The sequence below is a fragment of the Halomonas sp. HNIBRBA4712 genome (assembly GCF_043558675.1).
GTDB lineage: Bacteria > Pseudomonadota > Gammaproteobacteria > Pseudomonadales > Halomonadaceae > Vreelandella.
The window spans coordinates 440,836-464,597 of record NZ_JBIFXR010000003.1; the positions used below are offsets into that span (position 1 = coordinate 440,836).

Annotated in this window: 21 protein-coding genes; 7 read left to right on the forward strand and 14 right to left on the reverse strand. The window is 64.4% G+C overall.

Going from position 1 to position 23,762, the window contains the following annotated elements:
* Positions 1 to 33: 33 nt before the first annotated feature.
* The 7 genes from aroB to pilM all read right to left on the reverse strand — a co-directional run bounded on the left by aroB (position 34) and on the right by pilM (position 6,678).
* Positions 34 to 1,137 (reverse strand): 3-dehydroquinate synthase, encoded by a 1,104-nt coding sequence (gene aroB, locus ACGK9R_RS09235; RefSeq protein WP_394580467.1) that lies wholly within the window; start codon positions 1,135 to 1,137, stop codon positions 34 to 36.
* Positions 1,134 to 1,700 carry a shikimate kinase AroK gene (aroK, locus tag ACGK9R_RS09240; protein ID WP_394580469.1) on the reverse strand — a complete coding sequence of 189 codons (567 nt, stop codon included), beginning with the start codon at positions 1,698 to 1,700 and terminating at the stop codon, positions 1,134 to 1,136. Before aroK ends, aroB begins: the two co-directional genes overlap by 4 nt.
* The gene (gene pilQ / locus ACGK9R_RS09245; protein ID WP_394580471.1) at positions 1,700 to 3,778 is read right to left on the reverse strand and encodes a type IV pilus secretin PilQ; all 2,079 of its coding nucleotides are present in this window, start codon (positions 3,776 to 3,778) and stop codon (positions 1,700 to 1,702) included. The genes aroK and pilQ overlap by 1 nt, the downstream gene beginning before the upstream one ends.
* Positions 3,779 to 3,876: 98 nt before the next feature.
* Positions 3,877 to 4,395: a pilus assembly protein PilP gene (locus tag ACGK9R_RS09250; protein ID WP_394580473.1), complete on the reverse strand. Its 519-nt coding sequence runs from the start codon at positions 4,393 to 4,395 to the stop codon at positions 3,877 to 3,879.
* Complete coding sequence (locus ACGK9R_RS09255) at positions 4,392 to 5,045, reverse strand: type 4a pilus biogenesis protein PilO (RefSeq protein WP_394580475.1); 654 nt, start codon at positions 5,043 to 5,045, stop codon at positions 4,392 to 4,394. Before ACGK9R_RS09255 ends, ACGK9R_RS09250 begins: the two co-directional genes overlap by 4 nt.
* Positions 5,042 to 5,623, reverse strand: coding sequence for a PilN domain-containing protein (locus ACGK9R_RS09260; protein ID WP_394580476.1), 582 nt, complete (start codon positions 5,621 to 5,623; stop codon positions 5,042 to 5,044). The genes ACGK9R_RS09255 and ACGK9R_RS09260 overlap by 4 nt, the downstream gene beginning before the upstream one ends.
* The gene (gene pilM / locus ACGK9R_RS09265) at positions 5,620 to 6,678 is read right to left on the reverse strand and encodes a type IV pilus assembly protein PilM (protein WP_394580478.1); all 1,059 of its coding nucleotides are present in this window, start codon (positions 6,676 to 6,678) and stop codon (positions 5,620 to 5,622) included. The genes ACGK9R_RS09260 and pilM overlap by 4 nt, the downstream gene beginning before the upstream one ends.
* Positions 6,679 to 6,872: 194 nt before the next feature.
* Between pilM and ACGK9R_RS09270 the strand changes: the two genes are divergently transcribed.
* Entirely contained in the window at positions 6,873 to 9,401 is a 2,529-nt protein-coding gene (locus ACGK9R_RS09270) for a penicillin-binding protein 1A (protein WP_394580480.1), read from the forward strand.
* A gap of 92 nt (positions 9,402 to 9,493) precedes the next feature.
* Here ACGK9R_RS09270 and ACGK9R_RS09275 read toward each other — a convergent pair whose 3' ends face one another.
* The 3 genes from ACGK9R_RS09275 to ACGK9R_RS09285 are packed head-to-tail and all read right to left on the reverse strand — an operon-like array spanning position 9,494 to position 13,052.
* Positions 9,494 to 11,506 (reverse strand): TRAP transporter permease, encoded by a 2,013-nt coding sequence (locus ACGK9R_RS09275; RefSeq protein WP_394580482.1) that lies wholly within the window; start codon positions 11,504 to 11,506, stop codon positions 9,494 to 9,496.
* 50 nt (positions 11,507 to 11,556) lie between these two features.
* Positions 11,557 to 12,057 carry a DUF1850 domain-containing protein gene (locus ACGK9R_RS09280; protein ID WP_394580484.1) on the reverse strand — a complete coding sequence of 167 codons (501 nt, stop codon included), beginning with the start codon at positions 12,055 to 12,057 and terminating at the stop codon, positions 11,557 to 11,559.
* A gap of 35 nt (positions 12,058 to 12,092) precedes the next feature.
* Positions 12,093 to 13,052 (reverse strand): TAXI family TRAP transporter solute-binding subunit, encoded by a 960-nt coding sequence (locus ACGK9R_RS09285; RefSeq protein ID WP_394580486.1) that lies wholly within the window; start codon positions 13,050 to 13,052, stop codon positions 12,093 to 12,095.
* A 314-nt stretch (positions 13,053 to 13,366) separates the two neighbouring features.
* Here ACGK9R_RS09285 and csiR point away from each other — a divergent pair, with 314 nt between their 5' ends.
* From csiR to gabT, 6 genes are all read left to right on the forward strand, one after another.
* A complete protein-coding gene (gene csiR / locus ACGK9R_RS09290) occupies positions 13,367 to 14,056 on the forward strand; it encodes a DNA-binding transcriptional regulator CsiR (RefSeq protein ID WP_394580488.1) in 690 nt (229 codons plus the stop codon).
* Between the two features lie 114 nt (positions 14,057 to 14,170).
* Positions 14,171 to 15,349: an acyl-CoA dehydrogenase gene (locus ACGK9R_RS09295; protein WP_394580490.1), complete on the forward strand. Its 1,179-nt coding sequence runs from the start codon at positions 14,171 to 14,173 to the stop codon at positions 15,347 to 15,349.
* 23 nt (positions 15,350 to 15,372) lie between these two features.
* Entirely contained in the window at positions 15,373 to 16,587 is a 1,215-nt protein-coding gene (locus tag ACGK9R_RS09300) for a CaiB/BaiF CoA transferase family protein (protein ID WP_394580492.1), read from the forward strand.
* 239 nt (positions 16,588 to 16,826) lie between these two features.
* Entirely contained in the window at positions 16,827 to 17,636 is an 810-nt protein-coding gene (locus ACGK9R_RS09305) for an EAL domain-containing protein (RefSeq protein WP_394580494.1), read from the forward strand.
* A complete protein-coding gene (locus tag ACGK9R_RS09310) occupies positions 17,629 to 18,558 on the forward strand; it encodes a diguanylate cyclase (RefSeq protein WP_394580496.1) in 930 nt (309 codons plus the stop codon). The genes ACGK9R_RS09305 and ACGK9R_RS09310 overlap by 8 nt, the downstream gene beginning before the upstream one ends.
* Positions 18,559 to 18,633: 75 nt before the next feature.
* On the forward strand, positions 18,634 to 19,917 hold the full coding sequence (gabT, locus tag ACGK9R_RS09315) for a 4-aminobutyrate--2-oxoglutarate transaminase (RefSeq protein ID WP_394580498.1): 1,284 nt from the start codon (positions 18,634 to 18,636) through the stop codon (positions 19,915 to 19,917).
* Positions 19,918 to 19,963: 46 nt separating this feature from the next.
* Here gabT and ACGK9R_RS09320 read toward each other — a convergent pair whose 3' ends face one another.
* From ACGK9R_RS09320 to ACGK9R_RS09335, 4 genes are all read right to left on the reverse strand, one after another.
* The gene (locus ACGK9R_RS09320) at positions 19,964 to 20,221 is read right to left on the reverse strand and encodes a YkoF family thiamine/hydroxymethylpyrimidine-binding protein (RefSeq protein WP_394580500.1); all 258 of its coding nucleotides are present in this window, start codon (positions 20,219 to 20,221) and stop codon (positions 19,964 to 19,966) included.
* A gap of 15 nt (positions 20,222 to 20,236) precedes the next feature.
* The gene (locus tag ACGK9R_RS09325; protein WP_394580502.1) at positions 20,237 to 21,037 is read right to left on the reverse strand and encodes an alpha/beta fold hydrolase; all 801 of its coding nucleotides are present in this window, start codon (positions 21,035 to 21,037) and stop codon (positions 20,237 to 20,239) included.
* Positions 21,038 to 21,160: 123 nt separating this feature from the next.
* Entirely contained in the window at positions 21,161 to 22,207 is a 1,047-nt protein-coding gene (dinB, locus tag ACGK9R_RS09330; RefSeq protein WP_394580504.1) for a DNA polymerase IV, read from the reverse strand.
* A 77-nt stretch (positions 22,208 to 22,284) separates the two neighbouring features.
* Entirely contained in the window at positions 22,285 to 23,745 is a 1,461-nt protein-coding gene (locus tag ACGK9R_RS09335) for a YdiU family protein (RefSeq protein ID WP_394580506.1), read from the reverse strand.
* Positions 23,746 to 23,762: the final 17 nt, after the last annotated feature.

The window sequence follows — 23,762 nt, forward strand, 5'->3', positions numbered from 1 at the left end:
CTAAAAGCGGGTAAAGGCCCCGGATTGCGGGGTTCAAGCGCGGCGCGGGTAGGCGTCGAGCAGCGTATCGAGGGTCTCGGGCGGGGTTTCGTCGCTGATCACCGCCTCACCGAGCGCGCGCAGTAGAATCAATCGAAGCCGCGCGTCGATGTTCTTCTTGTCCAGGCGCATGCGGTCGAGAAAATCCTCGCGCCCCATGTTCGAAGGTGCGGCCAGCGGTAGCCCGGCGCTTTCGATCACCGCTTTGGCGCGCGCCAGCATGGCGGCGTCGATCATGCCAAGCTCACAAGAGAGCGTGGCCGCCATCACCATGCCGGCGCCCACCGCCTCGCCGTGCAGCCAGTGGCCGTAGCCCTGGTGCGCCTCGATGGCGTGGCCGAAGGTGTGGCCCAGATTCAACAGCGCCCGCACGCCCTGCTCGGTTTCATCCTCGGCGACGATATCCGCCTTGATTTGACAGCTCACGGCGATCGCCTCGCTGACCATCTCGGCATCAATGCGGCGAAGCGCGGCCATATTCGCCTCGAGCCAGCCAAGAAACGCCACGTCGCGAATCAGGCCGTACTTGATCACCTCGGCAAGCCCGGCGGAAAGCTCGCGGGCGGGCAGCGTGGCCAGTGTGTCGGTATCGATCAGCACCGCTTTGGGCTGATGGAAGGCGCCGATCATGTTCTTGCCCAGCGGATGGTTGACGCCGGTCTTGCCGCCCACCGAGGAGTCGACCTGAGAGAGCAGCGTGGTCGGCACCTGGATGAACGCCACGCCGCGCTGATAGGCGGCGGCGGCGAAACCGACCATGTCGCCGATCACCCCGCCGCCAAGGGCCACCAGCGTGCAGCGGCGATTGAAGCCAGCGCCGAGCAGCGCATCCCAGATGCGCTCGACCTGCTCGAGGTTCTTGTACATCTCGCCGTCGGGCAGCACCAGCGTGCGCACCTCGCACTCGGCGGGCAGCGCCGCGACCAGCGTATCGAGATAGAGCGGCGCGATGGTGTCGTTGGTCACTACCATGACCTGGCGGCCCGCCAGGTAGGGCGCCAGCACGCCGGGCTCACCGATCAGGCCGCGGCCGATATGAATGGGGTAGCTGCGCTCCCCCAGGGACACGTCGAGGGTGCGTTGGGCGTGTGACGTCATGACGATACTCGGAAGTGGGTGGGCGCGGCGTCGGTCAGCGGGTCGTTGAGCCGTCGGGCTCGGCGCAGAATGTCGTTGACCACCGCGCGCGGGCTGCGCCGGTCGGTGCGCACGGTAATATCGGAAGTGGCGCGGTAAAGCGGGTCGCGCTGTGAGAACAGGTTGTTGAGCACCTGCTCGCGGTTTTCGCACTGCAATAGCGGGCGATTCTTGTCGCGGGCCGTGCGCTTTAACTGCTGCTCGACGGTAGTTAGCAGATAGACCACGGTACCGCGCTCGCGCAGCGCCCGGCGGTTCTCCTCACGCAGCACCGCGCCGCCGCCGGTGGCCAGCACCACGCCAGGCAGGCGGGTGAGCTCGTCGATCATCTGGCTTTCGCGCAGGCGAAAGCCAGGCTCGCCTTCGACGTCGAAAATCCAGGGGATGTCCGCGCCGCAGCGGTCCTGAATGACGTGATCGCTGTCAAAAAAGGAGCGCGAAAGCTCGGCGGCCAGCAAGCGGCCGATGGTACTTTTGCCGGCCCCCATGGGGCCGACCAGAAAAAGGTTGGGTAAATCCTGCATCAGCGAACCGCCAAACCGTCATCGAGTAGTCGTGGAGTAATAAACACTAACAGCTCTACCTTGTCATTGCTCTCCTGGGTGTAGCGAAACAGCCGTCCAAGAAGCGGCAAATCGCCCAGCAGTGGGGTCTTGGCGATCTGACTGAGCTGCTCGGTGGTCAAGATACCGCCAAGCACCACGGTTTGACCATTATCCACCAGTACCTGGGTCTCGATCTGGTTGGTATCGATGGGCGGCTCGCCGCCGAATTCGCTTTCGCGGAAGCTGTCGTTCTTGATCACCAAGTCCATGATGATGCGGTTGTCCGGAGTGATCTGCGGCGTCACCTCGAGCGATAGCTCGGCTTCCTTGAACTGGGTATCCGGGTTGCCCTGCACGTCCACGCTCTGAAACGCCCGCTCCTCGCCCTGGCGGATGGTGGCGGTGCGCTGGTTGGCGGTGATGATACGCGGCTGGGAGATCGTCTGGCTCTTGCCTTCGCTCTCGAGTGCACGAAGCTCGAGATCCAGCAGCACATCGCCGGAAAGATAGCCAAAGCTGAAGCCGGTGGCACCGACCGAGCCGGGGCCGAGATCCACCGCAAGCCCTCCCCGGGCACGGTTGAGGCCCTGCGGGTTGAGGTCACGACGAACCTGCTGGCCGAACTCGTTCGGCTGGAAGCCACGGGTGCTGGAAAGCCCCCAGTTGATGCCGAGCTCGCGGGAAGCGGTGTCGCGGGCGATGACGATGCGCGCCTCGATCTGCACCTGGCGCACGGCCACATCGAGCCGGTCCAGGGTCGCCACGATTTCGCGAAGCTGGTCGGCGGTGTCCTGCACCAGCAGCGTATTGGTGCGCTGATCCACACTCACCCGACCGCGGTCGGTCAGAAGGCCGAAGCCGTCGCCGCCGCGCAGTAGCTGGGCGAAGTCCTCGGCGCGGGCGTAGCGCACCTCGATGAACTCGGTGACCAGCGGCGTCAGGGTCTGGCGCTGGTTGCGCGACTCGATCTCCTGACGCTCGACCTCGGCCAGCTCCCCGGCCGGAGCGATCACGATGACGTTGCCCTGCTCGCGGCTCGATAGCCCCTGGCTTTGCAGAATCAGCGCCAGCGCCTGGTCCCAGGGTACGTCGTTCAAATTCAGCGTCACCCGCCCGGTGACGCTGTCGCTGGCGACCAGGTTGAGCCCTGTGAACTCGGCAAGTGTGGCCAGCACCGAGCGCACCTCGATGTCCTGGAAGTTAAGGCTCAGCCGGTCGCCGGTAAAGCGCTCTTCATCGCGCTGGGCAAGCGAATCGGTGGGGGTGGCAACGGGCTCGACATCGACGGTCAGCACCCGCCCGCTTTGCGACGAGAGCAGCGCGTAAGGCCCCTGGGTTTGCAGCTCGAGCTGCACGCCGCGCGCGGTGGTGCGTGGCGTGATGCGGTTGATCGGTGTGGCGAAGTCGGTGACGTCGAGAATCTGATCCAGCGATGCGGGCAGCGCAACGCCTGGCAGATTGGCCAGCACCACGCCGAGCCCCCCCTCCTCGACGCTGGCCTCCACGCCGCTCTGGCTGAAGGTAACCAGAAGCCGCCCGGTACCGTTCGCGCCGCGGCGAAAGTCGATATCCTCGATGCGTGGGCCTGCGCTGACGGCCGCAGGCATCGAGACGGGTGCTGGACTCGCGGTCGGCGCGGCGGCCACCGGTGCCACAGTGACCGGCGGCGGGCTGGCAGCGCCGGTGGGTGTGAGAAAGACGCTCAGCCGGCTCGGCGACGGCGCGGCGCGAAAGGTGTGGGCGCCGGCAAGATCGACGATCAGACGCGTACGCCCGCCGCCTTCAAGCGTGGTAATGCGCTCGACGCCGCCCTGGCTAACCGAGAGCGTGCGCTCGGCGAGCCCGCTTTGGGTATTGGCCAGATCCAGCGCCAGCCTCGGCGGCGACTCCAGCGCGTAGCCGGTGAGCTCGCCCGGTGCGCCATCGAAGGAGAGCAGCAGCTCGACCTCGCCCTGGGGCGCCTCGCGCACGTCGATATCGGTCAAAAGCGCGGCGGCGCCCAGCAAGGGCCATGACAAAAGCAGAAGAAATGCGGTAGAGCGGACGATGGTGACCATAAACAAGGGTTTCCGGATAAACGTCAGGCTCTGTATGAGTGTCTACGCGCGTCGACTTTTCACACAGACCCTCGCGAAGGTGGTTGTTCGGCGCGTTGCTAAGGCAGCGAAAGCGCCGCCGGGCTCTGCTGCCAGCCCTCCCGCTCATCGAAGATGCGCTCGACCAGCGTGACCTCGTCACGCGTGATGCGGGTGATTTCACCGTAGTTGGCGCCCATGTGGTTGCCTTCGCGCACGTTGACCACGCTGCCATCCGGCGTGGCGATCAGAGCGATGCGCTGCCCTCCCATCGTGAGCGTGCCGACCAGGCGCAGCGACGTGAGCGCAAAGGCCTCGAGCGGCTCCAGCGGTCGCTGGGTGTCCGGGGCCAGGGCGCTATTGCGCGAAGCGATTGTCTCACTGCGCGTGAGCCGTTCAGGCGCCAAAAACGGGCTTCGCGACTCGCTATATCGGTAGTTTAAAACCTGGGGCTCGGGAAACGGCGCGATCTCGAGCGGGGCCTGGGTGCTCGGCGCGCGGCGAATATCGGCAAGCGTGGCGTCGAGCTGATCGAGCTGAGCATCGTTGCAGCCGGCAAGCGCCACCAGCGGCACAAGCGCCATTATGCGTCGCATCATGGCGTTCCCCCTTCGCCCGGCAGCTCGTCGCTCTCGTCGATATAGCTATAGGTGCGCGCGACCAGCGAAAGGCGCAGCGCTTCGCTGCCGGGTTCGGTCGAGGCGAGCGTCAAATCGTGCTGGGTCACGATCCGCGCCAGCTGGCTGATGTCGGCAATGAAGCGCCCGAGCTGGTGGAAGCCGCCGCGCACCTGGATATCCAGCGGGTGCTCGATGTAGTGCTCGTTGACCACCGGCGCGCCGAGGCGAATCCCCTCGATGGTCAGGCGGTTGTCCACGGCCGCGTCGCTGATGCTATCGAGCAGTGAAGGAATCTCGACGCTGGTGGGCAGCATCGCGCGCATGCGCGTCATGTGGGTTTCAAGCGTTTCGAGCTGATTCTGTACGTTGGGCAGTAGCGCCACCTCCGAGGCCTTGACCCGGTAGTCGCTCAGAAGCCGCGCCTCCTCGCGCTTTGCCTCGGCGAGCTTGGCGCGTTTGTCGCTGACCTGCCAGGCGATCAGCGCGCCGAAGGCGAGCGCGAACACCAGCGTCACGCACAGCACCCGCAAGAAGATGGGCCAGCTTCCAGCCTCCTTGAGATCCAGCTGTTGAAGCTCTACCTCCTTCAGGCGCTGCCACTCGGCACGCATGCGGGCACGACTCATCATGGCGCGGCCTCCCCGGCGGCGGCCGCATCGCTGACGCTGTGCAGGCTTTGCACGACATCGAAGGTGAAGCGCCGGCCCTGGGAGTCCGGCAGGCGGGTCACCTCGGACAGCACCGGCACCGCGAAGTCAGGCACGCGGGCGATACGGCGCAGCTGTTCGGAGACCTGACGCTCGTCGTTGGCGCTCGCGCTCACGCTGATCCTGGGGCCCTGGCGGGTCAACTGCTCGTAGACCACGCCATCGGTCAAACTCGCCGCCAGCGCGTTGAACAGCGCCACGGTATCCAGGCGCTCGCTCTGCAGCGCCTTGAAGAGTTCGAGCTGGGTGGCGAGCTGGGCGGCGTCGGCCTGGTAGCGCTTGACGTCCTCGATCTCGCGCTCGAGCTCCTGCACGTGGCGGGTAATGTACTCGTTGCGCAGCTTCTGTTCGTCGAGTTCGTGCTGGTAGATCATCGAGACGCCGAGCGCGACCAGAACGCCCAGCGCCAGCGCCAGCACCAGCACGCCGTAGAACTTACGGGTGCGCTTCTCGCGGCGCGCCTCGCGCCAGGCCAACAGGTTGATGTTGATGCTACTCATTGGCTCACCTTCATGGCCAGCCCGCAGGCGGTGAGCATGGCCGGCGCATCGCTGGCCAGACCGCGCGCGTTGAGCCGCCGGTGGATCTTCATGCGATGAAACGGGTTGGCCTGGGTCACCGTCAGGCCGTTCTCCTCGGCGAGACGCTCGGCCAGGCCCGGAATCACGCTCGAGCCGCCGGCGAGCACCAGCTGCTCGACCTGGCGGGTGCGCCCGGCGGTGTAGTAAAGCTGCAGCGACCGCCCGACTTGCTGGACGATGGTGTCGATGAAGGGCGCAAGCACCTGAGCGTCGTAATCCTCGGGCAGGCCACCGCGCTTCTTGGCAAGCCCGGCTTCCTCGTTGGTCAGCCCGTAGCGCTCGCGAATCGCATCGGTGAGCTGGCGCCCGCCGTAAACCGCGTCGCGGCTGTAGGTAATACGCCCGTTGGTCAATACGTGAAAAGCGTTCATTTTGGCGCCCAGATCAACCAGCGCAACGCTGCCGTTGGCGTCGCGATCGGCGAGCTGGCGCTCAAGCTCGCCAAAGGCGCGCTCGACGGCAAAGGTTTCGACATCCACCGCGGCGGGCTCGAGCCCGGCCTGGATGAGCGTATCGGTCATCTGAGTGACGTCGCGCTGGCGACACGCCACCAGAATCACCTGCTGCTGGCTTTCGTCGCCGGGTACCGGCCCCAGGCGCTGGAAGTCGAAGGCCACCTCGTTGAACGGAAACGGGATATGGCGGTCGTACTCCTCGATGATGCGCGCCTCGATCTCCTCCTCGCCGAGGGCGGCGGGATAACTCAGGGTACGGGTGATCGCGGCGCTGACCGGAACAGCGACGGCGGCCTTGCGCGTCATGGGCCTGGCCTGCTCGACGGCACTGCGAAGTACTTGCGCCACATGGGTGATGTCCTTGATGCGGCGCTCCACCACGGCGCCCTCATTGATCGGACGCACGGCGTAACTCTGCACCTGATAGTGACTATCCAGCTGTTTGAGCTCTAAAAGCTTAACGGTGGCCGAGGTGATATCGACCCCGATCAACCCCTTTCCAGACGTTGGTAGGCGCATGTGATCCCGTTTGGTTTTATCGTTTTTTCGAGCAGCGTCGAGGTTACCTTATTTTCGACAGCGCGACACGTTAAGGCCATCATGGCATATCAACACTGGTGGCCGACCTGCAGGCTTCTTATAATGGTGGCCAATCGCGCCCTACGGCCAGCTGGACGCCGTCTCTCTCTTATTTCCACGGATGCCCTCTGTTCATGAAGTTTTTACGAACTCTCCTCGTCTCACTGTTCTCCGCAGTGGTCGCCCTCACGGGCGCCGCAGCGTTGGCAGTGGTCGCCGCCGCCATTTACTTTTCACCGGGGCTGCCCGACGTTCGCCAGCTGCAGAATTTCGAACTGCACACGCCGCTTCGCATCCTCACCAGCGATGGCCGGCTGATCGGCGAGTTCGGCGAAGAGCGCCGCATGGTCGTCGACTACGATGAAATCCCCCAGAACATGGTCAACGCGCTGATCGCTGCCGAGGATTCGAACTTTTTCGAACACGCCGGTGTCGACCCGCGGGGTCTGGCCCGCGCCGCGGTGGAGCTTGCCAGCAGCGGCGGCGCCATTCAATCCGGCGGTTCGACCATCACCATGCAGGTCGCGCGTAACTACATGCTGACCCTCGACCAGACTTTCACCCGCAAGATCCGTGAAATTCTGCTGGCGCTGCAGATGGAGCAGGTGCTCTCCAAGCAGCAGATCTTCGAGCTTTACGTCAACAAGATCTTTCTGGGCAACCGTGCCTACGGCATCGCTACCGCCGCGGAAACCTACTACGACCGGCCGCTTTCCGAGCTAACGCTTGCCGAAACCGCCATGATCGCTGGCCTGCCCAAGGCGCCCTCCGCGTTCAACCCGCTGGCCAACTCCGAGCGCTCGCTGATCCGCCGTAACTGGATTTTGTTTCGCATGCGCGAGCTCGGCTATATCGACAACGACACCTACCAGGCGTCCGTTCAGGAGCCGGTCACCGCGCGCCGGCACTACACGCAAACCGAAGTGGACGCCTCCTACGTCTCGGAAATGGCGCGCCAGTACGCGGTCGAGCGCTTTGGTGATACCGCCTATACCGGCGGTTACCGCATCTATACCACCATCGATAGCGAGCTTCAGCCCGCCGCGCGCGAGGCGCTGGCCAACGGCCTGATCGACTACGACCGCCGCCACGGTTGGCGCGGGCCGGAGCAGAGCGACATCGCCGCGAGCCTGGTCGAAGCCCAGGAGCAGACCACTACCCAGGGCCTCGAGGAAGAGCTTTCCGAATCGCCGGAAATTCGCCAGACCGCACGCCAGGCCGCCGAGCGCAGCCAGACCGTGGTCGAGGGCATCGACGGCGACGTTTCCAACTGGGTGCAGGTGCTCGAGCGCACGCCGAATTTCGGCCTGCTTCAGCCAGCCATCGTGGTCGAAAGCAGCGGCCGCGAAATGCAGGTGCTGACCCGCGAGCGTGAGCTCAAGACCATCGCCTGGGACGGACTGAACTGGGCGCGCGCCTACCAGAGCCCGAGAAGCCGCGGCGGTGAGCCTACCAGTGCCAGCCAGATCGCCGAACGCGGCGACTTGGTGCGCGTAGTGGAAAACGAAGACGGCACGGTGCGTCTCTCACAGCGCCCGGACATCGAAGGCTCGCTGGTGGTTCAGAATCCGCGCACCGGCGCCATTCTGGCGCTGCAGGGCGGCTTCGACTTCAACGCCAGCAAGTTCAACCGCGCCATTCAGGCCCAGCGCCAGTCCGGCTCGATCTTCAAGCCGTTCATCTATCTGGCCGCCCTCGACGACGGCGACATGACCGCGGCGAGCGTGGTCAATGACTCACCGCTGGTGGTCGACGATGGCAGCAACTCGCTGTGGCGACCGATGAACTCGAGCCGCGACTTCCAGGGTCCGATGCGCCTGCGCCCGGCTCTGGCGCGTTCGCGCAACCTGGTCACCATTCGCGTGCTGCAGGCGATGGGCGTCAACCCGACGATCGACTACCTGGAAGGCTTCGGCTTCTCGGTGGATCGTTTGCCGCGCGGGCTGTCGCTGGCACTCGGCAGCGCGAGCCTCACGCCGATGGAAATGACCAACGCCTACGCAGTCATCGCCAACGGCGGCTTCCAGGTTTCGCCCTGGTTCATCGAGCGCGTCACGCGTAACGAAGACCGCGAGGTGCTGGACGAAGCTACGCCCCAGGTCGCCTGCGCCAGCTGTGCCGAGGGCCAGCAGAGTGTGGAGATCGACGGCAAGACCTACCCGATCGCCCCGCGCGTAGCCGACCCGGGCGCGGTCTACATCCTGCGCGACATGCTGCGCGACGTTATCACCTCGGGCACCGGGCGCGCCGCGCTAAGCCTCGATCGCGACGACATCGTCGGCAAGACCGGCACCACCAACAACCAGCGTGACGCCTGGTTCGCCGGCTTCAACAGCGATCTGGTCACCACGGTGTGGGTGGGCAAGGACAGCAACGAAACCACCGCCGAGTACGGCGCCAGCGCCGCACTGCCGATCTGGATCGACTTCATGGGCCAGGCGCTCGCGGGCACGCCTTCGGCGGTACCGGAGCGCCCAAGTAACGTGGTCACCGCCCGGGTCGACCCGAATAGCGGCCGACGTCTTTACGACAACCAGCCCGGCGGCATCACGGAGCTGTTCCGTGAGGATCACCTGCCCTCCTACCAGGCACGCACGGTGAGCCCCGAGTTCGAGGAAGCCAGCGGCTCCCAGGGCTCCGGCGCGGCGGAGTCGATCTTCTAACCAGACGCTCCTCACGGGCCACGGCCCTGAAACGCAAAAGCCCGGAACGACGTTCCGGGCTTTTTTGTGCGCCGCTTGAACAGCGGCTCGGGTCAGCTACTTACCGCCTGCGCCTCGCGCCGGCTGGCGAGATAGTTGGCGAGAATCGCCGCCGCCATGACCACCACGCCGGCGATCTCGGTCCAGAGACTGGGGTAGAAGACGCCAAAGATCGCCGCACCAATGGCCAGCCGCGGGATGAGCGACATTCGCGTGAACAGGTAGCCCTCGAGCGAGGCCGCGAAGGCGCACAGCGCGAACAGCGCGATCACCGCGTTCCAGATCACCACCGGCACGGGCCCACCGATGATGATCTCCGGGTTGAACACCATGAACAGCGGGATCAGATAAAGGCCCTTGGCAAACTTCCACGCCTGAAAGCTCGTTTCCATCGGCTTGCTGCCGGCGATCGCCGCCCCGGCGAAGCCGGCAAGGGCTATCGGCGGCGTCACGTTGGAGTCCTGGGAGTACCAGAACACCACCAGGTGTGCGATCAGAAGCGGCACGCCGAACTCGCTGGTCAGCGCCGGGCCGACCAGTACGATCAGCACGATGTAACTCGCGGTGACCGGAAGCCCCATGCCCAGCACCAGGCTCGCCAACAGCACCATGACCAGCGCCAGTACCAGGTTGCCGCCGGAGAATGCGAGCATCATCGAGGAGAACTTGAGGCCCAGGCCCGTCAGCCCCACTACGCCAACGATAATGCCGGCCACGGCGCAGGCCATCGATACCGCCACGGCGTTGCGCGCACCGAGCTCCAGCCCTTCGACCAGTTTGGTCAGCCCCGACCAGACGACCGCTTTCGTGCGCTCGAGGGTCACCGGTTCACCCTGGTTCGGCGCGACGAAGAAGTACCACAGCGCGTAGCGAATGACCGCCACCGCCACCATGGTGACCACCGCGTAGAAGCCCACCCGCATGGGCGACAGGTTCATCATCAGAAGCCACACCAGCACCGCCAGCGGCAGCAGAAAGTGCCAGCCGTCACGCATGACGTTGCGCATTTTCGGCAGCTCCGAGCGCGGCATGCCTTGCATACCCTGCTTGAGCGCGATGATGTGCACGAACAGATAGACCGTGGCGAAATACATCACCGCCGGCAGAATGCTGATCTTGACGATTTCCAGATACGGCGTGTTGGTGTACTCGGCGATCAGGAACGCACCGGCGCCCATCAGCGGCGGCGTGATCTGCCCGCCGGTGGAGGCGGCGGCCTCAATACCGCCGGCCTGCTTGGCCTTGTAACCGAGCTTTTTCATCAGCGGAATGGTGAACGCGCCGGTGGTCACCACGTTGGCGATCGCACTGCCGGAGATCGACCCCATGCCCGCCGAAGCGAGCACCGCGGCCTTCGCCGGACCGCCGCGCTGGCGCCCGGTAGCGGCGTAGGCCAGGTCGATGAAGAACCGCCCCGCCCCGGTACTTTCAAGAAAGGCACCGAACAGCACGAAAATGAAGATATAAGTGGCGGCAACGCCGAGCGGCAGCCCGAAGATGCCCTCCTGGCCCAGATAGAGCTGCCCCGCGACCCGATCCAGGGTATAGCCGCGGTGCGCCATGATGCCCGGCAGCCACTCGCCAAGCCAGGGCAATTCGCCGCGCGGCCCGGCCAGGGCGTAGACGATCGCGATCAGCCCGATGATCGTCATTCCGAGCCCCACCGCCCGGCGACTCGCCTCGAGCACCGTCACCGTGGCAATGATCGCGACGGTGATGTCGGTCTGGTTCCAGAACCCGGCGCGGTTGATGATCTCGTCGAGAAACAGCACCAGATAGCCGCCGGTGATCAGCGCACCGGCGAAGAACACCGCGTCCAGCGCCCAGCCGAGCACGCCGCGCCCGCGCGTCGGCCCGAACGCCGGAAACATCAGAAACGCCAGCAGCATGATCAGCGCCAGGTGGATACTGCGCTGGTAGAAGAGCCCCAGCGGCTGGATACCCGCCGAGTAGAGCTGGAACAGCGACAGGGCGACCGCGACCAGTGTGATCGCCCACAGCGCGGCGCGCGGCTGCACCGCGTTGGCACCTGGCATGACCACCGGCGGTTGAGTGGATTCGCTCATGGCGTCCTCGAAAAGGTTAAAGAATCAAAAGTGAGGGGAGTGCCGGTCACCTAGCCAGCACCAGCATCGGTTGGGGTGACGAGCTCGATACTGACACGCTGCCCGGCGGCGCGCGCGCTGATACTCACCGGCGCGCGCTCGTCATCGGGCCATACGATGCGGTGATCGACGGTGGGCGCGCCGACGCGCAGCAGGTAGCGATTGCCCTGGACCGGCTCGTCGATGGCGTTGATCCAGTAGCCGCCCTCGCCGTCGGAGACCTGCACGCCGCGCCCTTCGATATGGCCAAGCCCGGCGGCGAAGTCAGGCTGGTGGCTGCGCTCGAGCACCATGCGCCCCCCCTGGTTCTGGTAGCAGTCGAGCACGGTGAAGTGCGCGACGGAATGGTTCCACGCCATGCACCAGCGGCTGCCCATCGGGGCCGGTGCATCGAGCAGGATCTCGCCGGCATCGCTCTGGATAAGCAAACGCGCCGGCGCCTGAGCCCAGGCGCCGGCGTGCGGCAGTGTCCAAAGCGAAAGCGCGATCAGCGGTAGTGCACACCACTGCATGAGCAAACGCCTCTACGTAGGGTCAAAACGCGCGGTCAGGGACGCAGGCGATCGGGAATCTCGACGCCGGTCTCTTCGAAGTAGCGCACCGCACCGGGGTGCAGCGGCACCGGGGTGGACTCCATGGTGAACTCCACGGTGGTGTCGTTGGCCGCCGGATGCACCGCGATCAGCTCGTCGGTGTGCTCGAACAGAAGCTCGGTGAGCTGGTAGGCGAGCTCTTCGTCCATGTCCGAGTTGACCACCAGCACGTTGGGGATACCGATGGTTTGCACCGCTTCGTCCATGCCGTCGTAAAGGTCGGCGGCCAGCTCGTAGGGCGCGAACACCGCCTCCTCTTCCTGAGCGTTGGCGATCTCTTCGTCGGAGAGGCCGATCAGGCGGATGTCCCGGGTGGCCGCCAGGTTCATGATCGAGCTGGTCGGCGGGCCGACGCTCCAGAAACCGGCGTCGATGTCACCATCGCGAATGGCATCGGCGGTTTCGTTGAAGTTCAGCCGCTGCGGCTCGAAGTCGTCGTAGCTGATGCCGTTGGACTCGAGCAGCGCGTTGACGTTGAGCTCGGTGCCACTGCCCGGTGCGCCGACGGAGACGCGCTTGCCGGCCAGATCTTCAATGCTTTGAATATCGGATTCCGCCAGCACCACCAGCTGCACCGCGTTGGGGTAGAGCGAGGCCAGCGCGCGGATGTTTTCGACCTGACGACCTTCGAAATCGCCGGTGCCGGTGTAGGCCTGGTAGACCGTGTCCGCCAAGGCCGTGGCCAGATCCGCGTCGCCACGCATGATCAGGCCCATGTTCTCGACCGAGGCGCCGGTGACTTCCGCAGTGGCCTGGGCGCCTTCGATGTGATTGTTGATCATCTCGGCCAGGCCCCCGCCGATGGGGTAATACACCCCGCCGGTACCGCCGGTGGCGATCGAGAGCTGCTGGGCGCTGGCGGGTAGCGCAAGCGCAAGCATGGAAGTGGCGACGGCGTATTTGAGCGTTTTCATGGGCATTGCCTCTGTCCTTTTGGGTCTTTGTCGAATAGGCAAATCAAGGCGGTATTACACGGTAGCGTTATAATCGGCGCGCTCGCTTCGGGTTCAAGAGCGCTGCAAGCACCGTTGAGCTGACGTTAGCACGGTTTCAAAACAAACGTTAATGGGACGATAGTGCCATGCCCACCCGCCCCAAAGCGCCGTTTCAACGCTTGAAAGGCGCTACCACGGGAGCCGCAGAAGTCACACCCATTATGCTAAATTGTCAAAATACACCGATAATGGCCGCCATTTTTGGCCACCTTCACGCTTTGACAGGACCCTCGATGCCGACCAGCACCTCTCGACCCAACCTGGCCATCAGCGCCTACCGCGATTTGAAGCGCGACATCATCCGCGGGCGTTTTCAGGCAGGCGAAAAGCTTCTGATGAGCCGCTTGAAAGAGCATTACGGGCTGAGCACCGGTCCACTTCGAGAGGCGCTCTCCCAACTGGTCGCCGACCGACTGGTCGTTGCCATCAGTCAGCGCGGCTACCGCGTCGCCCCCATGTCGCTTGCCGAGCTCAACGACATCTACGACGCCCGCGCCCAGCTCGAAGGCCTGGTGCTGGGGCTCGCCATCGAGCGCGGCGACGACGACTGGGAAGCGGAGGTGCTGGCCACCGCCCACCGCCTTGGCAAGGTCACCGCCGTCAGCACGCCGGATGAACTACTCGATACCTGGGATCTTCGCCACCAGGCGTTTCACACCGCCATCGCCAGCGGCTGTAACTCCCCCCACCTCCTCCAAATGCGTGCCTCGCTCTTCAACCAGGTCGAGCGCTATCGCCACCTGTGGCTCAAAAAAACGGTGATGTCGGCAAGCGCCCTTGCGCGCAAGCACGAGGAGCACAGCGCGCTGGTCGACGTGATACTGGCCCGCGACGGTGCGCGGGCCGGAGCGATGATGCGCGATCATCTGATGACACCGGTGCCCATCATCACCCAGGTATTGCACGATCGCGGCATCGACTAACGTCGCCGTTTTATTAAAATGTAGATATTTTATAATAACAGCGATACATTCATCGAACGGCCAGGTTGCGACTCCCCAACGATCTGGCGCGAACTCATCAAGAGGACTTTCGCCATGTCAGGCTTCAACTGGGACGACCCGCTGCTGCTCGAACAGCAGCTTTCCGACGACGAGCGCCAGATTCGTGACGCCGCGCACGAGTATTGCCAAGCGAATCTTCAGCCGCGCGTGCTTGGCGCCTTCCGCGAGGAGCGCTTCGACCGCGACATCATGACCGAAATGGGCGAGCTTGGCCTGCTCGGCGCCACCGTGGCCGAGGAGTACGGCGGCGCCGGGGTCAATCACGTGGCCTACGGGCTGATCGCTCGCGAGGTCGAGCGGGTCGATTCCGGCTACCGCTCAGCGATGAGCGTGCAGTCCTCGCTCGTGATGTACCCGATCGAAACCTACGGCAGTGAAGAGCAGAAACAGAAATACCTGCCCAAACTCGCCACCGGCGAGCTGGTGGGCTGCTTCGGGCTCACCGAGCCGGACCACGGCTCCGACCCGGGCTCGATGATCACCCGGGCCGAAAAGGTCGACGGCGGCTACCGCCTGACCGGCGCCAAGATGTGGATCACCAATAGCCCGATCGCCGATATCGCCGTGGTGTGGGCGAAATCCTCTGCCCACGACAATCAGATCAAGGGCTTCATCGTCGAACGCGGTGTTGAAGGCTTTTCCACGCCGAAGATCGAAGGCAAGGTGTCGCTGCGCGCCTCGATCACCGGCGAGATCGTGCTCGACGGCGCCTTCGTGCCCGAAGAGAACCTGCTACCCAACGTCAGCGGTCTCAAAGGCCCGTTTGGCTGCTTGAACAAGGCGCGCTACGGCATCGCCTGGGGGGTGATGGGCACTGCCGAGTTCTGCTGGCACGCCGCGCGCCAGTACACCCTGGATCGCAAGCAGTTCAACCGCCCGCTCGCCGCCAACCAGCTGATCCAGAAAAAGCTCGCCGACATGCAGACCGAAATCACCTTAGGCCTCCAGGCGGCGCTGCAGGTCGGCCGGCTGATGGATGCGGGCAACTGGACCCCGGAGATGGTGTCGCTGATCAAGCGCAACAACTGCGGCAAGGCGCTGGACATTGCGCGGCTTTCCCGCGACATGCACGGCGGCAACGGCGTGTCGGATGAGTACGGCGTGATTCGCCACATGGTGAACCTGGAGTCGGTCAACACTTACGAAGGCACCCATGACGTGCACGCGCTGATTCTGGGCCGCGCCCAGACTGGCCTTCAGGCGTTCTTCTAAATCGCGCTTTGCAAGGAGCTCCCATGAGCGAGACGCCCGCACCGCTGAAAGGCGTGAAAGTACTCGATCTTTCCCGCGTGCTCGCCGGCCCCTGGTGCGGGCAAACGCTCGCCGACCTGGGCGCCGAGGTGATCAAGATCGAGCGCCCGGGCCTGGGCGACGACACCCGCCAGTGGGGCCCGCCCTGGCTTGCCGACAGCGGCGAGTCCGCCTACTACCTGTGCGCCAATCGCGGCAAGCGCTCGGTCACCGTCGATATGGCAAAACCCGAAGGCCAGGCGCTAATCAAGGAACTCGCCCGCAGCGCCGACGTACTGCTCGAGAACTTCAAGGTCGGCGGCCTTTCGAAGTACGGGCTGGATTTCGAGAGCCTCAAGGCGATCAACCCGGGGCTGATCTACTGTTCGATCACCGGCTTCGGTCAACAGAGCCCCTACGCCCACCGCGCCGGCTACGACTTCATGATTCAAGCCATGGGCGGGCTGATGAGCCTGACCGGCCAGCCCGACGATGCCCCCGGCGGCGGCCCGGTCAAGGTGGGCGTGGCGATCACCGACCTGTTCACCGGATTGTATGCCAGCAACGCCATTCTCGCCGCGCTCCATGCGCGGCGTGATTCAGGCCAGGGCTGCCATATCGATCTTTCGCTGATGGATGTTCAGGTCGGCGTGCTCGCCAACCAGGCGAGCAACTACCTGACCACCGGCCAGGCACCCAAGCGCCTGGGCAACGCTCACCCCAATATCGTGCCCTACCAGGCCTTCGCCACCCGCGATGGGCATATCATCGTCGCGGTGGGTAACGACGCCCAGTTTCAGCGTTTTTGCCAGGTGATTGGCCAGCCGGCGCTCGGCGACGACCCGCGCTTTGCCACCAACGGCGCACGCGTTGCCCACCGCGAGGTGCTGGTACCGCTGCTGGAAGCGGCGATGACCGAGGCAACGCTCGATGAGTGGCTTACCGCACTCGAGGCCGCAGGCGTGCCCTGCGGGCCGATCAACACGCTGGACCGGGTGTTCGATGACGCCCACGTCAAGGCGCGCGGGCTCAAGCAGACGCTGCCCCACCCCCAGGCGGGCAGCGTCGATCTGGTCGCCAACCCGGTGCGCATCGACGGCCGCCAGGTCAGCTCGCAAATGCCACCGCCGCTTCTGGGTGAACATACCCAAAGCGTGCTGGAAGAGATCGGCATTACCCAGGATCAACGCCTGGCGCTGCAAAAGGCGGGCATCATTTAAATCAGAAGATTCGTTTTGCCTCCCCTTTACGCCCGTCCAGGGCGTTTTTTTATGCATGAACGTTTCTTCATTCGTCAACAATCGTTAAATGCCCGTCGAAACCATAGCGCAAGCGATGTACGAACCCGACACCTGCTACTAAACTACCAACGACTAAGCCTTATGGCTTAAAAGATCGCGCCGCACGCCTGCACGTAGCAGGCACGGATGCGACCAACAGGGATTAGCAGGGAGGTTTCATGGGTAATTGCGCTCGAGTAGAAGGACACTGTAAACGCTGCGAAGGCGAGCTGCCCTTCGACTTCACCATGGCCTTCCAGCCAATCGTCGATCTGTCGGCGGCCAAGGTCATCGCCTACGAGGCGCTGGTGCGCGGGATGAACGGCGAGTCGGCCTACAGCATTCTCTCGAAAGTCACCGATGACCTTCTCTACCGTTTCGATCAGGCCTGCCGCGTGCGGGCGATCGAAATGGCCAGCGCCCTCGACATGCCAACGGCGCTTTCGATCAACTTTTTACCCAACGCCGTTTACGAGCCCCACGCCTGCATTCAAGCCACGCTCGAGGTATCGCGCCGCGTGGGCTGGCCCGCCGATCGGCTGATCTTCGAAATCACCGAAACCGAGCGCGTCAAGGACCGTCAGCACTTGGCCGACATCATCGAGGCCTACCGCACCATGGGGTTCGAAACCGCCCTTGACGACTTCGGCAACGGCTACGCCAATCTCGATCTTCTGGCCGAGCTCGCCCCCAACCGGCTCAAGATCGACCGCGAAGTGGTCATGCACTGCGACAGCGACGTGCGCCGCCAGGCGCTGCTCAAGGCAGTCGTCACGCTTGGCCGCGAGCTCGGCACCTCGCTGATCGCCGAAGGGGTCGAAACCGAAGCCGAGGCGCTGTGGCTGGCCCGCGCCGGCATCATGCGCCAGCAGGGCTACTTCTACGCCAAGCCCGCCATCAATTCGCTGGGTGAGGATCTGTCACAGCGTCTTGCGGCCTTGCGCGAAAAAGCGCTCGCACGCTCAAACCTTGAGGCAGTGGATGCTTGACATCTCGACCGACCAGCTAAAGGAAACGCTCGAGCGCTCGAAGCGCAATGCGTGGAGCGTTCTCAACGGCGCTCCAATCGGTATCTGTATCACGGATCCTGATGGCCACTTTGAGCTGGTTAACCCGGCTTACTGCGAGTTTTACGGCTATACCCAAAGCGAACTGATCGGACAGCACTTCACGATCATGGTCTCGCCAGAAAAGCGCGATGGTATCAGCGCCATGCACGACGACTTTCTTCAGAGCGGGAATATCACCGAAATTCGTCAGGAATGGGAGGTCTTTCGCAAGAACGGTGAGCAACGCACCATCATCGCCGAGGCCGCCCGCGTCGAGGGCGACGACGGCAAGTCGCGAAAGGTGACCTTTGTCATCGACATCACCGAGCGCAAGCAGCTCGAAGAGCGCCTGAGAGAAGCCAACGCCCGCCTCGATCACCTGGCAAGCCACGACTACCTGACCGGGCTCATGAACCGCCGCGCCGGGCTCGCTCATCTGGAAGAGGAGCTCAAGCGCTGCCGGCGCTACGGCGGCGAGTTGAGCATCGTGATGTTCGATCTGGACCGCTTCAAGCGCGTCAACGACACTTACGGCCACGCCACCGGCGACGCGGTGCTCAAGGAAGTCACGACGACGATCGCTGGCGCGCTTCGCGATACCGACATTCAGGTGCGCCTGGGCGGCGAGGAGTTTCTCATCATCATGCCCGAAACCAGCGCCGGCGAGGCGCAAATCGCCGCCGAGCGGCTGCTGGCGCTGGTCGAGGAGCGAACCTTCACCGAGCACGCGCTGACCATCACGCTGTCGGCAGGCGTGGCGAGCACGCCCGCCACTTCGGTCCAGCAGTTGATCGAGCGCGGCGACCGGCTGATGTACGCCTCCAAGGCGTACGGGCGCAACCAGATACAGGTGGCCCATTGACGTGCAAACCCGGGCATTTGCGTACTATGCTGACTCAACGTTCGCTATTTTCGCCCAACGTTTGAGGAACCTGCCATGACGAGTAATGCCGAGCTCAACGCGCTAAAAAAGAAATACGTTGCCGATGGCGCGGCAAGCCCCGCCACCGCCTTCGCCGCCCGTGCTGAAAACGCCGAGATCTGGGACGCCGATGGCAACCGCTTCATCGATTTTGCCGGCGGTATCGGTGTGCTCAATATCGGCCACCGCCATCCGAAAGTGGTCGCTGCGGTCAAGGAGCAGCTCGACAAGGTCATGCACACCTGCCAGACCGTCATGCCTTACGAAGGCTACGTGAGAGTGGCCGAGAAGCTCAGCCAGGTGGTGCCGGTGCGCGGCCACGCCAAGGTGATGCTGGCCAACTCCGGCGCCGAAGCGCTCGAAAACGCGGTCAAGATCGCCCGCGCCGCCACCAAGCGCCCCAACATCATCTGCTTCGACGGCGGCTATCATGGCCGTACCTTCTACACCATGGCGATGAACGGCAAGGTCGCGCCCTACCAGACCGATTTCGGCCCGATGCCCGGCACCGTCTTTCGCGCGCCCTACCCGGTGCCCTACCACGGCATCAGTGAAGACGAGGCGATTCGTGGCCTGATGATGGCGCTGAAAACCGACGCGGGCCCGACCAACACCGCCGCCATCGTGCTCGAACCGGTGCTGGGTGAAGGCGGCTTCTACCCCGCCCCCGCCTCGTTCTTGAAACGGGTGCGCGATATCTGCGACGAGCTCGGGATTCTCATGATCGTCGACGAAGTGCAGTCCGGCTTTGGCCGTACCGGCAAGCTCTTCGCCATCGAGCACAGCGGCGTCGAGCCGGACATCATGACCATGGCCAAGAGCATGGCCGACGGCATGCCGATCTCGGCGATCGTGGGCACCGACAAGATCATGGACTCTTCTGGCCCCAACTCGCTCGGCGGCACCTACACCGGCAGCCCCACCGCCTGCGCCGCCGCACTCGCCGTGCTGGAGGTGTTCGAGCAAGAGAACATTCTCGAGAAGAGCCAGGCACTCGGCGACAAGCTGGCCCAGCGCTTTGGCCAGTGGCAGGAGAAGTTCGACTGCGTCGATAACGCCCGCAACATGGGCGCGATGGCCGCCTTCGAACTGGTCACCAATAAGGGCAAGAGCGAACGCGCGCCGAACCCGGACCTGGCCGGCGCACTTTGCAAGAAGGCCCGCGAAGAGGGGCTGATCCTGCTCTCCTGCGGCATGTACGCCAACACCATCCGATTTTTGATGCCGGTCACCATCGACGACGCGGTGCTCAACGAAGGCCTCGACATCATCGAGTCCTGCCTCGAGTCGCTCACCTGATCGCGCCTTGAACGTCAAAACGCCGCCTTCGAGGCGGCGTTTTGGTTTACCCCTGGTCGCGCGGCCGGCGATCCCCTTCCAGAAAGTTGGCGGTGAACACCGCCTTACCGTGGGTCTCGAAGGACCACTTCATCACCTCACTCAGCGCACTCATCACCGCGTCGAACTCGCCGAATACCTGAGTACTCATGCGGTTGGCGTGCACCTCGAGGCCGGTCGCCTCCAGGCGCTTGACCACCTCCTTGACCACCGGTTTGAAGTCGTCGGTCAGCGGGTAGTAGCTCAGCTGTACGGATAGATACATGGCGTGTCTCCTCGTTCACAAGTCGCGCGGGGCCAGCCGCTGCCAGGCGGCAAGGATCGCCGCGCGGGTCTCCTCCGGGTGCTCCATCGGGAACATGTGCCCGCCCGGCACGCGGCTGACGGCGAGCCCCTTGCGCTTCAAGCGCGCGATACGCGCCTCGGTCAGAAGATCCGAGCGCGCCCCGGCAACGATCTCCACCGGCACCTTGAAGCGCTTGAGCCTGGATGAGAGGTGATCCGGCAGGTTGCGAAAGATCGCTACCTCCACACTCGGCTCGAACACGAGCTCCGCCTGGCCGTCGTCGCGTAGCCGGGTACCTGTTTCAACATAGTCGTTGAGCGCCTCCGGGGTAAAGCCGCTGAAGATGCCGCGGCGCTGTAGCGACTCGCTCATCGCCTCACGGCTGGGCCAGACGCTGCGCCGCCCTCGGGTCTTGCCCGCCGGCGTGATGCGGTCGACGAAACCAAAGCGCTTGGCCGCCTTCATCGCCCAGGCGTCGATGCCGAGCATCAAGGGTGGGTCGAGCATGATCACCCCCAGAAAGCGCGCGGGATCGCGCAGCGCCGCCATGGCCATGAGCGTGCCACCGAGCGAATGCCCCACGCCGAGCACCTTTTCGTTCGCGGGAAGGTAGTGAAGAAGCTCATCGACCAGGTTCGCCCAGTTGCGGTTCACCGGATAGCGCGGATGGTGCCCGACGCGGTCGATGGGACGCAGATCGAACTGCGCGGAAAGCGGCGCGAGCAGCGTGCGGTAGCTTGCGCCGGTAAAACCGTTGGCGTGAGCGAAAACCATCGAAGGGCGGGAGTCGGTCATTAGAGGCTCGAGCATCAAGGGGCAAAAAAGGCCGGTGCGACCCTGTGGCCGCCGGCGTTCATACACTCGTTTTAATCGCTGCCGGCGCTGGCGTCAATGCAAGCCTGGTGCCAGCGCCCGGCATTAGAACAGCGAAAGCTGGGTATCCGGGGCGCCGTCCGCCAGCCGGTAGCCCACCCCCAGAAGCCGCACCGGGCGCTCGCCGCGCGCCCAGCCCACGTTCAGGAGTGTTTCGAACTGCGCCAGGTTCGGCGCCGGGTCGGCGTGCTCGACGGTGGTTTGGGTGAAGTCGTTGAACTTCACCTTCACCATCAAGCCCTTAACCGCCGGCGGCGGGTCGAGCCGGGCGTAGCGCCGCTCGAGATCGCTCAAAAGCTCGGGCAGCTCCTGCCGGCACGCCTCGAGGGTCGGCAGGTCCCGTGAGTAGGTCTGCTCGGTGCTGATCGACTTGCGCTCGCGATGGGTCTTGACCGGGCGCTCGTCATGCCCCCGGCTTAGCTCATGCAGGCGCTTGCCGAAGCGGCCGAAGTGTTCGACCAGCTCGGCCAGCGGGCGGGCACGCAGATCGAGGCAGGTGTGGATATCCAGACTCGCCATCTTCTCGGCAGTGCGCGGGCCCACGCCGTGAATCTTCTTGACCGGAAGCGCCTCGACGAAGCGTTCGACATCGTTCGGCGCGATGACGCAAAGGCCGTCGGGCTTGTTCCAGTCGCTGGCGATCTTGGCCAGAAACTTGTTCGGCGCGACCCCGGCGGAGACGGTAATGCCGACCTCGCGGCTTACGCGCTCGCGAATGGCCTGGGCCATCAGCGTGGCGCTGCCCTTGAACCGCGTCACGTCGGAAACGTCCAGAAACGCCTCGTCGAGCGACAGCGGCTCGATCAGCTCGGTCAAATCGCGGTAGATGGCGAAGACCTGGCGGGCGACCTCTTTGTACTTTGGCATGTCGCCGCGTACGAGGGTCAGGTGCGGGCAGCGCTTGAGTGCCTGGGCCATGGGCATCGCCGAGTGAATGCCGTATTCGCGGGCCGGGTAGTTGCAGGTAGCGACCACCCCGCGCTGCTCGACGCTCCCGCCGATGGCAATGGGAATGTCCCTGAGCGCCGGGTTGTCGCGCATCTCGACCGCCGCATAGAAGCAGTCGCAATCGCAGTGAATGATCTTGCGCACGGGCTCCTGATCCTGAACTCTAAAAAGCGAAGGCTATGAACTGTAGAAAATCACAGTATATCATGGCCCGCCTGTCATCAGGTGCCGCAGAAGGTGCGCAGTACCCGCTCGCTTTGAGTCGCGGGGGCAGCCAGCCGGCGCGCCTCGGTGGACTCATTGAAGGGCGCGCTGACTACCGCCAACAGCGTATGAAACGGCGTAAAGTCGCCTTCGTAGGCGGCGTCGATGGCCTCCTTCACCCGGTGATTGCGCGGGATGATCACCGGATTGGCGCGGCGCATGGCGGCGTGCCGCGCGCCGCTCTCGGCCAGCTCGCTTTCACCCCAGCGCGTAAGCCAATCGTTCAGCGCGTCGGGGGTTTGGGTCAGTGCCAGCAGCGCATCGCGCCTTGTTTCGTCAAAGTCGATGGCGTAGTGGGTCAGCGCATCGAACGTCGCGGTCATGTCCATGCGCCCCTTGTGCATCAGGGTTTCGAGCTCCTCCATCAGCATGTCGGCGGTCTCACCGGCCTGTTCGGCAAGGCCCAGCTTGGCGATGCGAAGCGCCTGGCGAGTCTGCTCGAAATGCTCCTCGAAACCGCGAATCACCTCGACCGCACGCTCCACGCCCTCGTCGCCCTGGACGTTCATCAGCGGCAACAGTGTCTCGGCGAAGCGCGCCAGGTTCCACTGCGCCACCGCCGGCTGGTTCGAGAAAGCGTAGCGCCCGCCTTCGTCGATCGAGCTGAACACCTTGCGCGGGTCGAACTGCTCCATGAAGGCGCAGGGGCCGTAGTCGATGGTCTCGCCGCTGATGCTGGTGTTGTCGGTATTCATCACGCCGTGGATGAAGCCCAGGCTCATCCAGCGCGCCACCAGCTCCGCCTGGCGACGGGTCACGCAAGCCAGAAGCGCGAGATAGGGGTCGTCTTGCTTGCGCGCCTCGGGGTAGTGGCGGGCGATGACGTAGTCCGCCAGCGCCCGGGTGGTCTCTTCGCCGTGGCGGGCGGCGAACTGGAAGGTGCCCACGCGCACGTGGCTCGACGCCACGCGAGTAAAGACCGCGCCGGGCTCCGGCAGCTGGCGCACCACGCGCTCGTTTGATGCCACCGCCGCCAACGCCCGCGTGGTGGGCACACCCGCGGCGGCCATGAACTCACTGACCAGATACTCGCGCAGCACCGGCCCGAGCGGCGAGCGGCCATCGCCGCCGCGGGAAAACGGCGTGCGCCCGCTGCCCTTGAGCTGAATATCGAAGCGCTGGCCTTGGGCGTCCACCACCTCGCCCAGCAACAGCGCGCGACCATCGCCGAGCTGCGGCACGAAGTTGCCGAACTGGTGGCCCGCATAACCCAGTGCAATGGGGTAGGCGCCGTCGGGTATTTCGTTTCCGCTGAACCAGCGCGCCAGGGTGTCGTCGTCGGGTACGTCCTGTGCGCCGAGTTTTGCGGCCAGCGCTTCGTTGAAGGCGATCAGCGCCGGCGCCTCGACTCCTGCCGGTTCGCAGGCACGCCAGAGCGGCTCCGGCAGCTGCGTATAGTCGTGTTCGAATCTCAGCACGAAGGCCTCCACTTTCA

Excerpts from the sequence above, each read along its gene's own strand:
- aroB (WP_394580467.1), bottom strand. The coding sequence starts at position 1,137 with ATGACGTCACACGCCCAACGCACCCTCGACGTGTCCCTGGGGGAGCGC.
- aroK (WP_394580469.1), bottom strand. The coding sequence starts at position 1,700 with ATGCAGGATTTACCCAACCTTTTTCTGGTCGGCCCCATGGGGGCCGGC.
- pilQ (WP_394580471.1), bottom strand. The coding sequence starts at position 3,778 with ATGGTCACCATCGTCCGCTCTACCGCATTTCTTCTGCTTTTGTCATGG.
- ACGK9R_RS09250 (WP_394580473.1), bottom strand. The coding sequence starts at position 4,395 with ATGATGCGACGCATAATGGCGCTTGTGCCGCTGGTGGCGCTTGCCGGC.
- ACGK9R_RS09255 (WP_394580475.1), bottom strand. The coding sequence starts at position 5,045 with ATGATGAGTCGTGCCCGCATGCGTGCCGAGTGGCAGCGCCTGAAGGAG.
- ACGK9R_RS09260 (WP_394580476.1), bottom strand. The coding sequence starts at position 5,623 with ATGAGTAGCATCAACATCAACCTGTTGGCCTGGCGCGAGGCGCGCCGC.
- pilM (WP_394580478.1), bottom strand. The coding sequence starts at position 6,678 with ATGCGCCTACCAACGTCTGGAAAGGGGTTGATCGGGGTCGATATCACC.
- ACGK9R_RS09270 (WP_394580480.1), top strand. The coding sequence starts at position 6,873 with ATGAAGTTTTTACGAACTCTCCTCGTCTCACTGTTCTCCGCAGTGGTC.
- ACGK9R_RS09275 (WP_394580482.1), bottom strand. The coding sequence starts at position 11,506 with ATGAGCGAATCCACTCAACCGCCGGTGGTCATGCCAGGTGCCAACGCG.
- ACGK9R_RS09280 (WP_394580484.1), bottom strand. The coding sequence starts at position 12,057 with ATGCAGTGGTGTGCACTACCGCTGATCGCGCTTTCGCTTTGGACACTG.
- ACGK9R_RS09285 (WP_394580486.1), bottom strand. The coding sequence starts at position 13,052 with ATGAAAACGCTCAAATACGCCGTCGCCACTTCCATGCTTGCGCTTGCG.
- csiR (WP_394580488.1), top strand. The coding sequence starts at position 13,367 with ATGCCGACCAGCACCTCTCGACCCAACCTGGCCATCAGCGCCTACCGC.
- ACGK9R_RS09295 (WP_394580490.1), top strand. The coding sequence starts at position 14,171 with ATGTCAGGCTTCAACTGGGACGACCCGCTGCTGCTCGAACAGCAGCTT.
- ACGK9R_RS09300 (WP_394580492.1), top strand. The coding sequence starts at position 15,373 with ATGAGCGAGACGCCCGCACCGCTGAAAGGCGTGAAAGTACTCGATCTT.
- ACGK9R_RS09305 (WP_394580494.1), top strand. The coding sequence starts at position 16,827 with ATGGGTAATTGCGCTCGAGTAGAAGGACACTGTAAACGCTGCGAAGGC.
- ACGK9R_RS09310 (WP_394580496.1), top strand. The coding sequence starts at position 17,629 with ATGCTTGACATCTCGACCGACCAGCTAAAGGAAACGCTCGAGCGCTCG.
- gabT (WP_394580498.1), top strand. The coding sequence starts at position 18,634 with ATGACGAGTAATGCCGAGCTCAACGCGCTAAAAAAGAAATACGTTGCC.
- ACGK9R_RS09320 (WP_394580500.1), bottom strand. The coding sequence starts at position 20,221 with ATGTATCTATCCGTACAGCTGAGCTACTACCCGCTGACCGACGACTTC.
- ACGK9R_RS09325 (WP_394580502.1), bottom strand. The coding sequence starts at position 21,037 with ATGACCGACTCCCGCCCTTCGATGGTTTTCGCTCACGCCAACGGTTTT.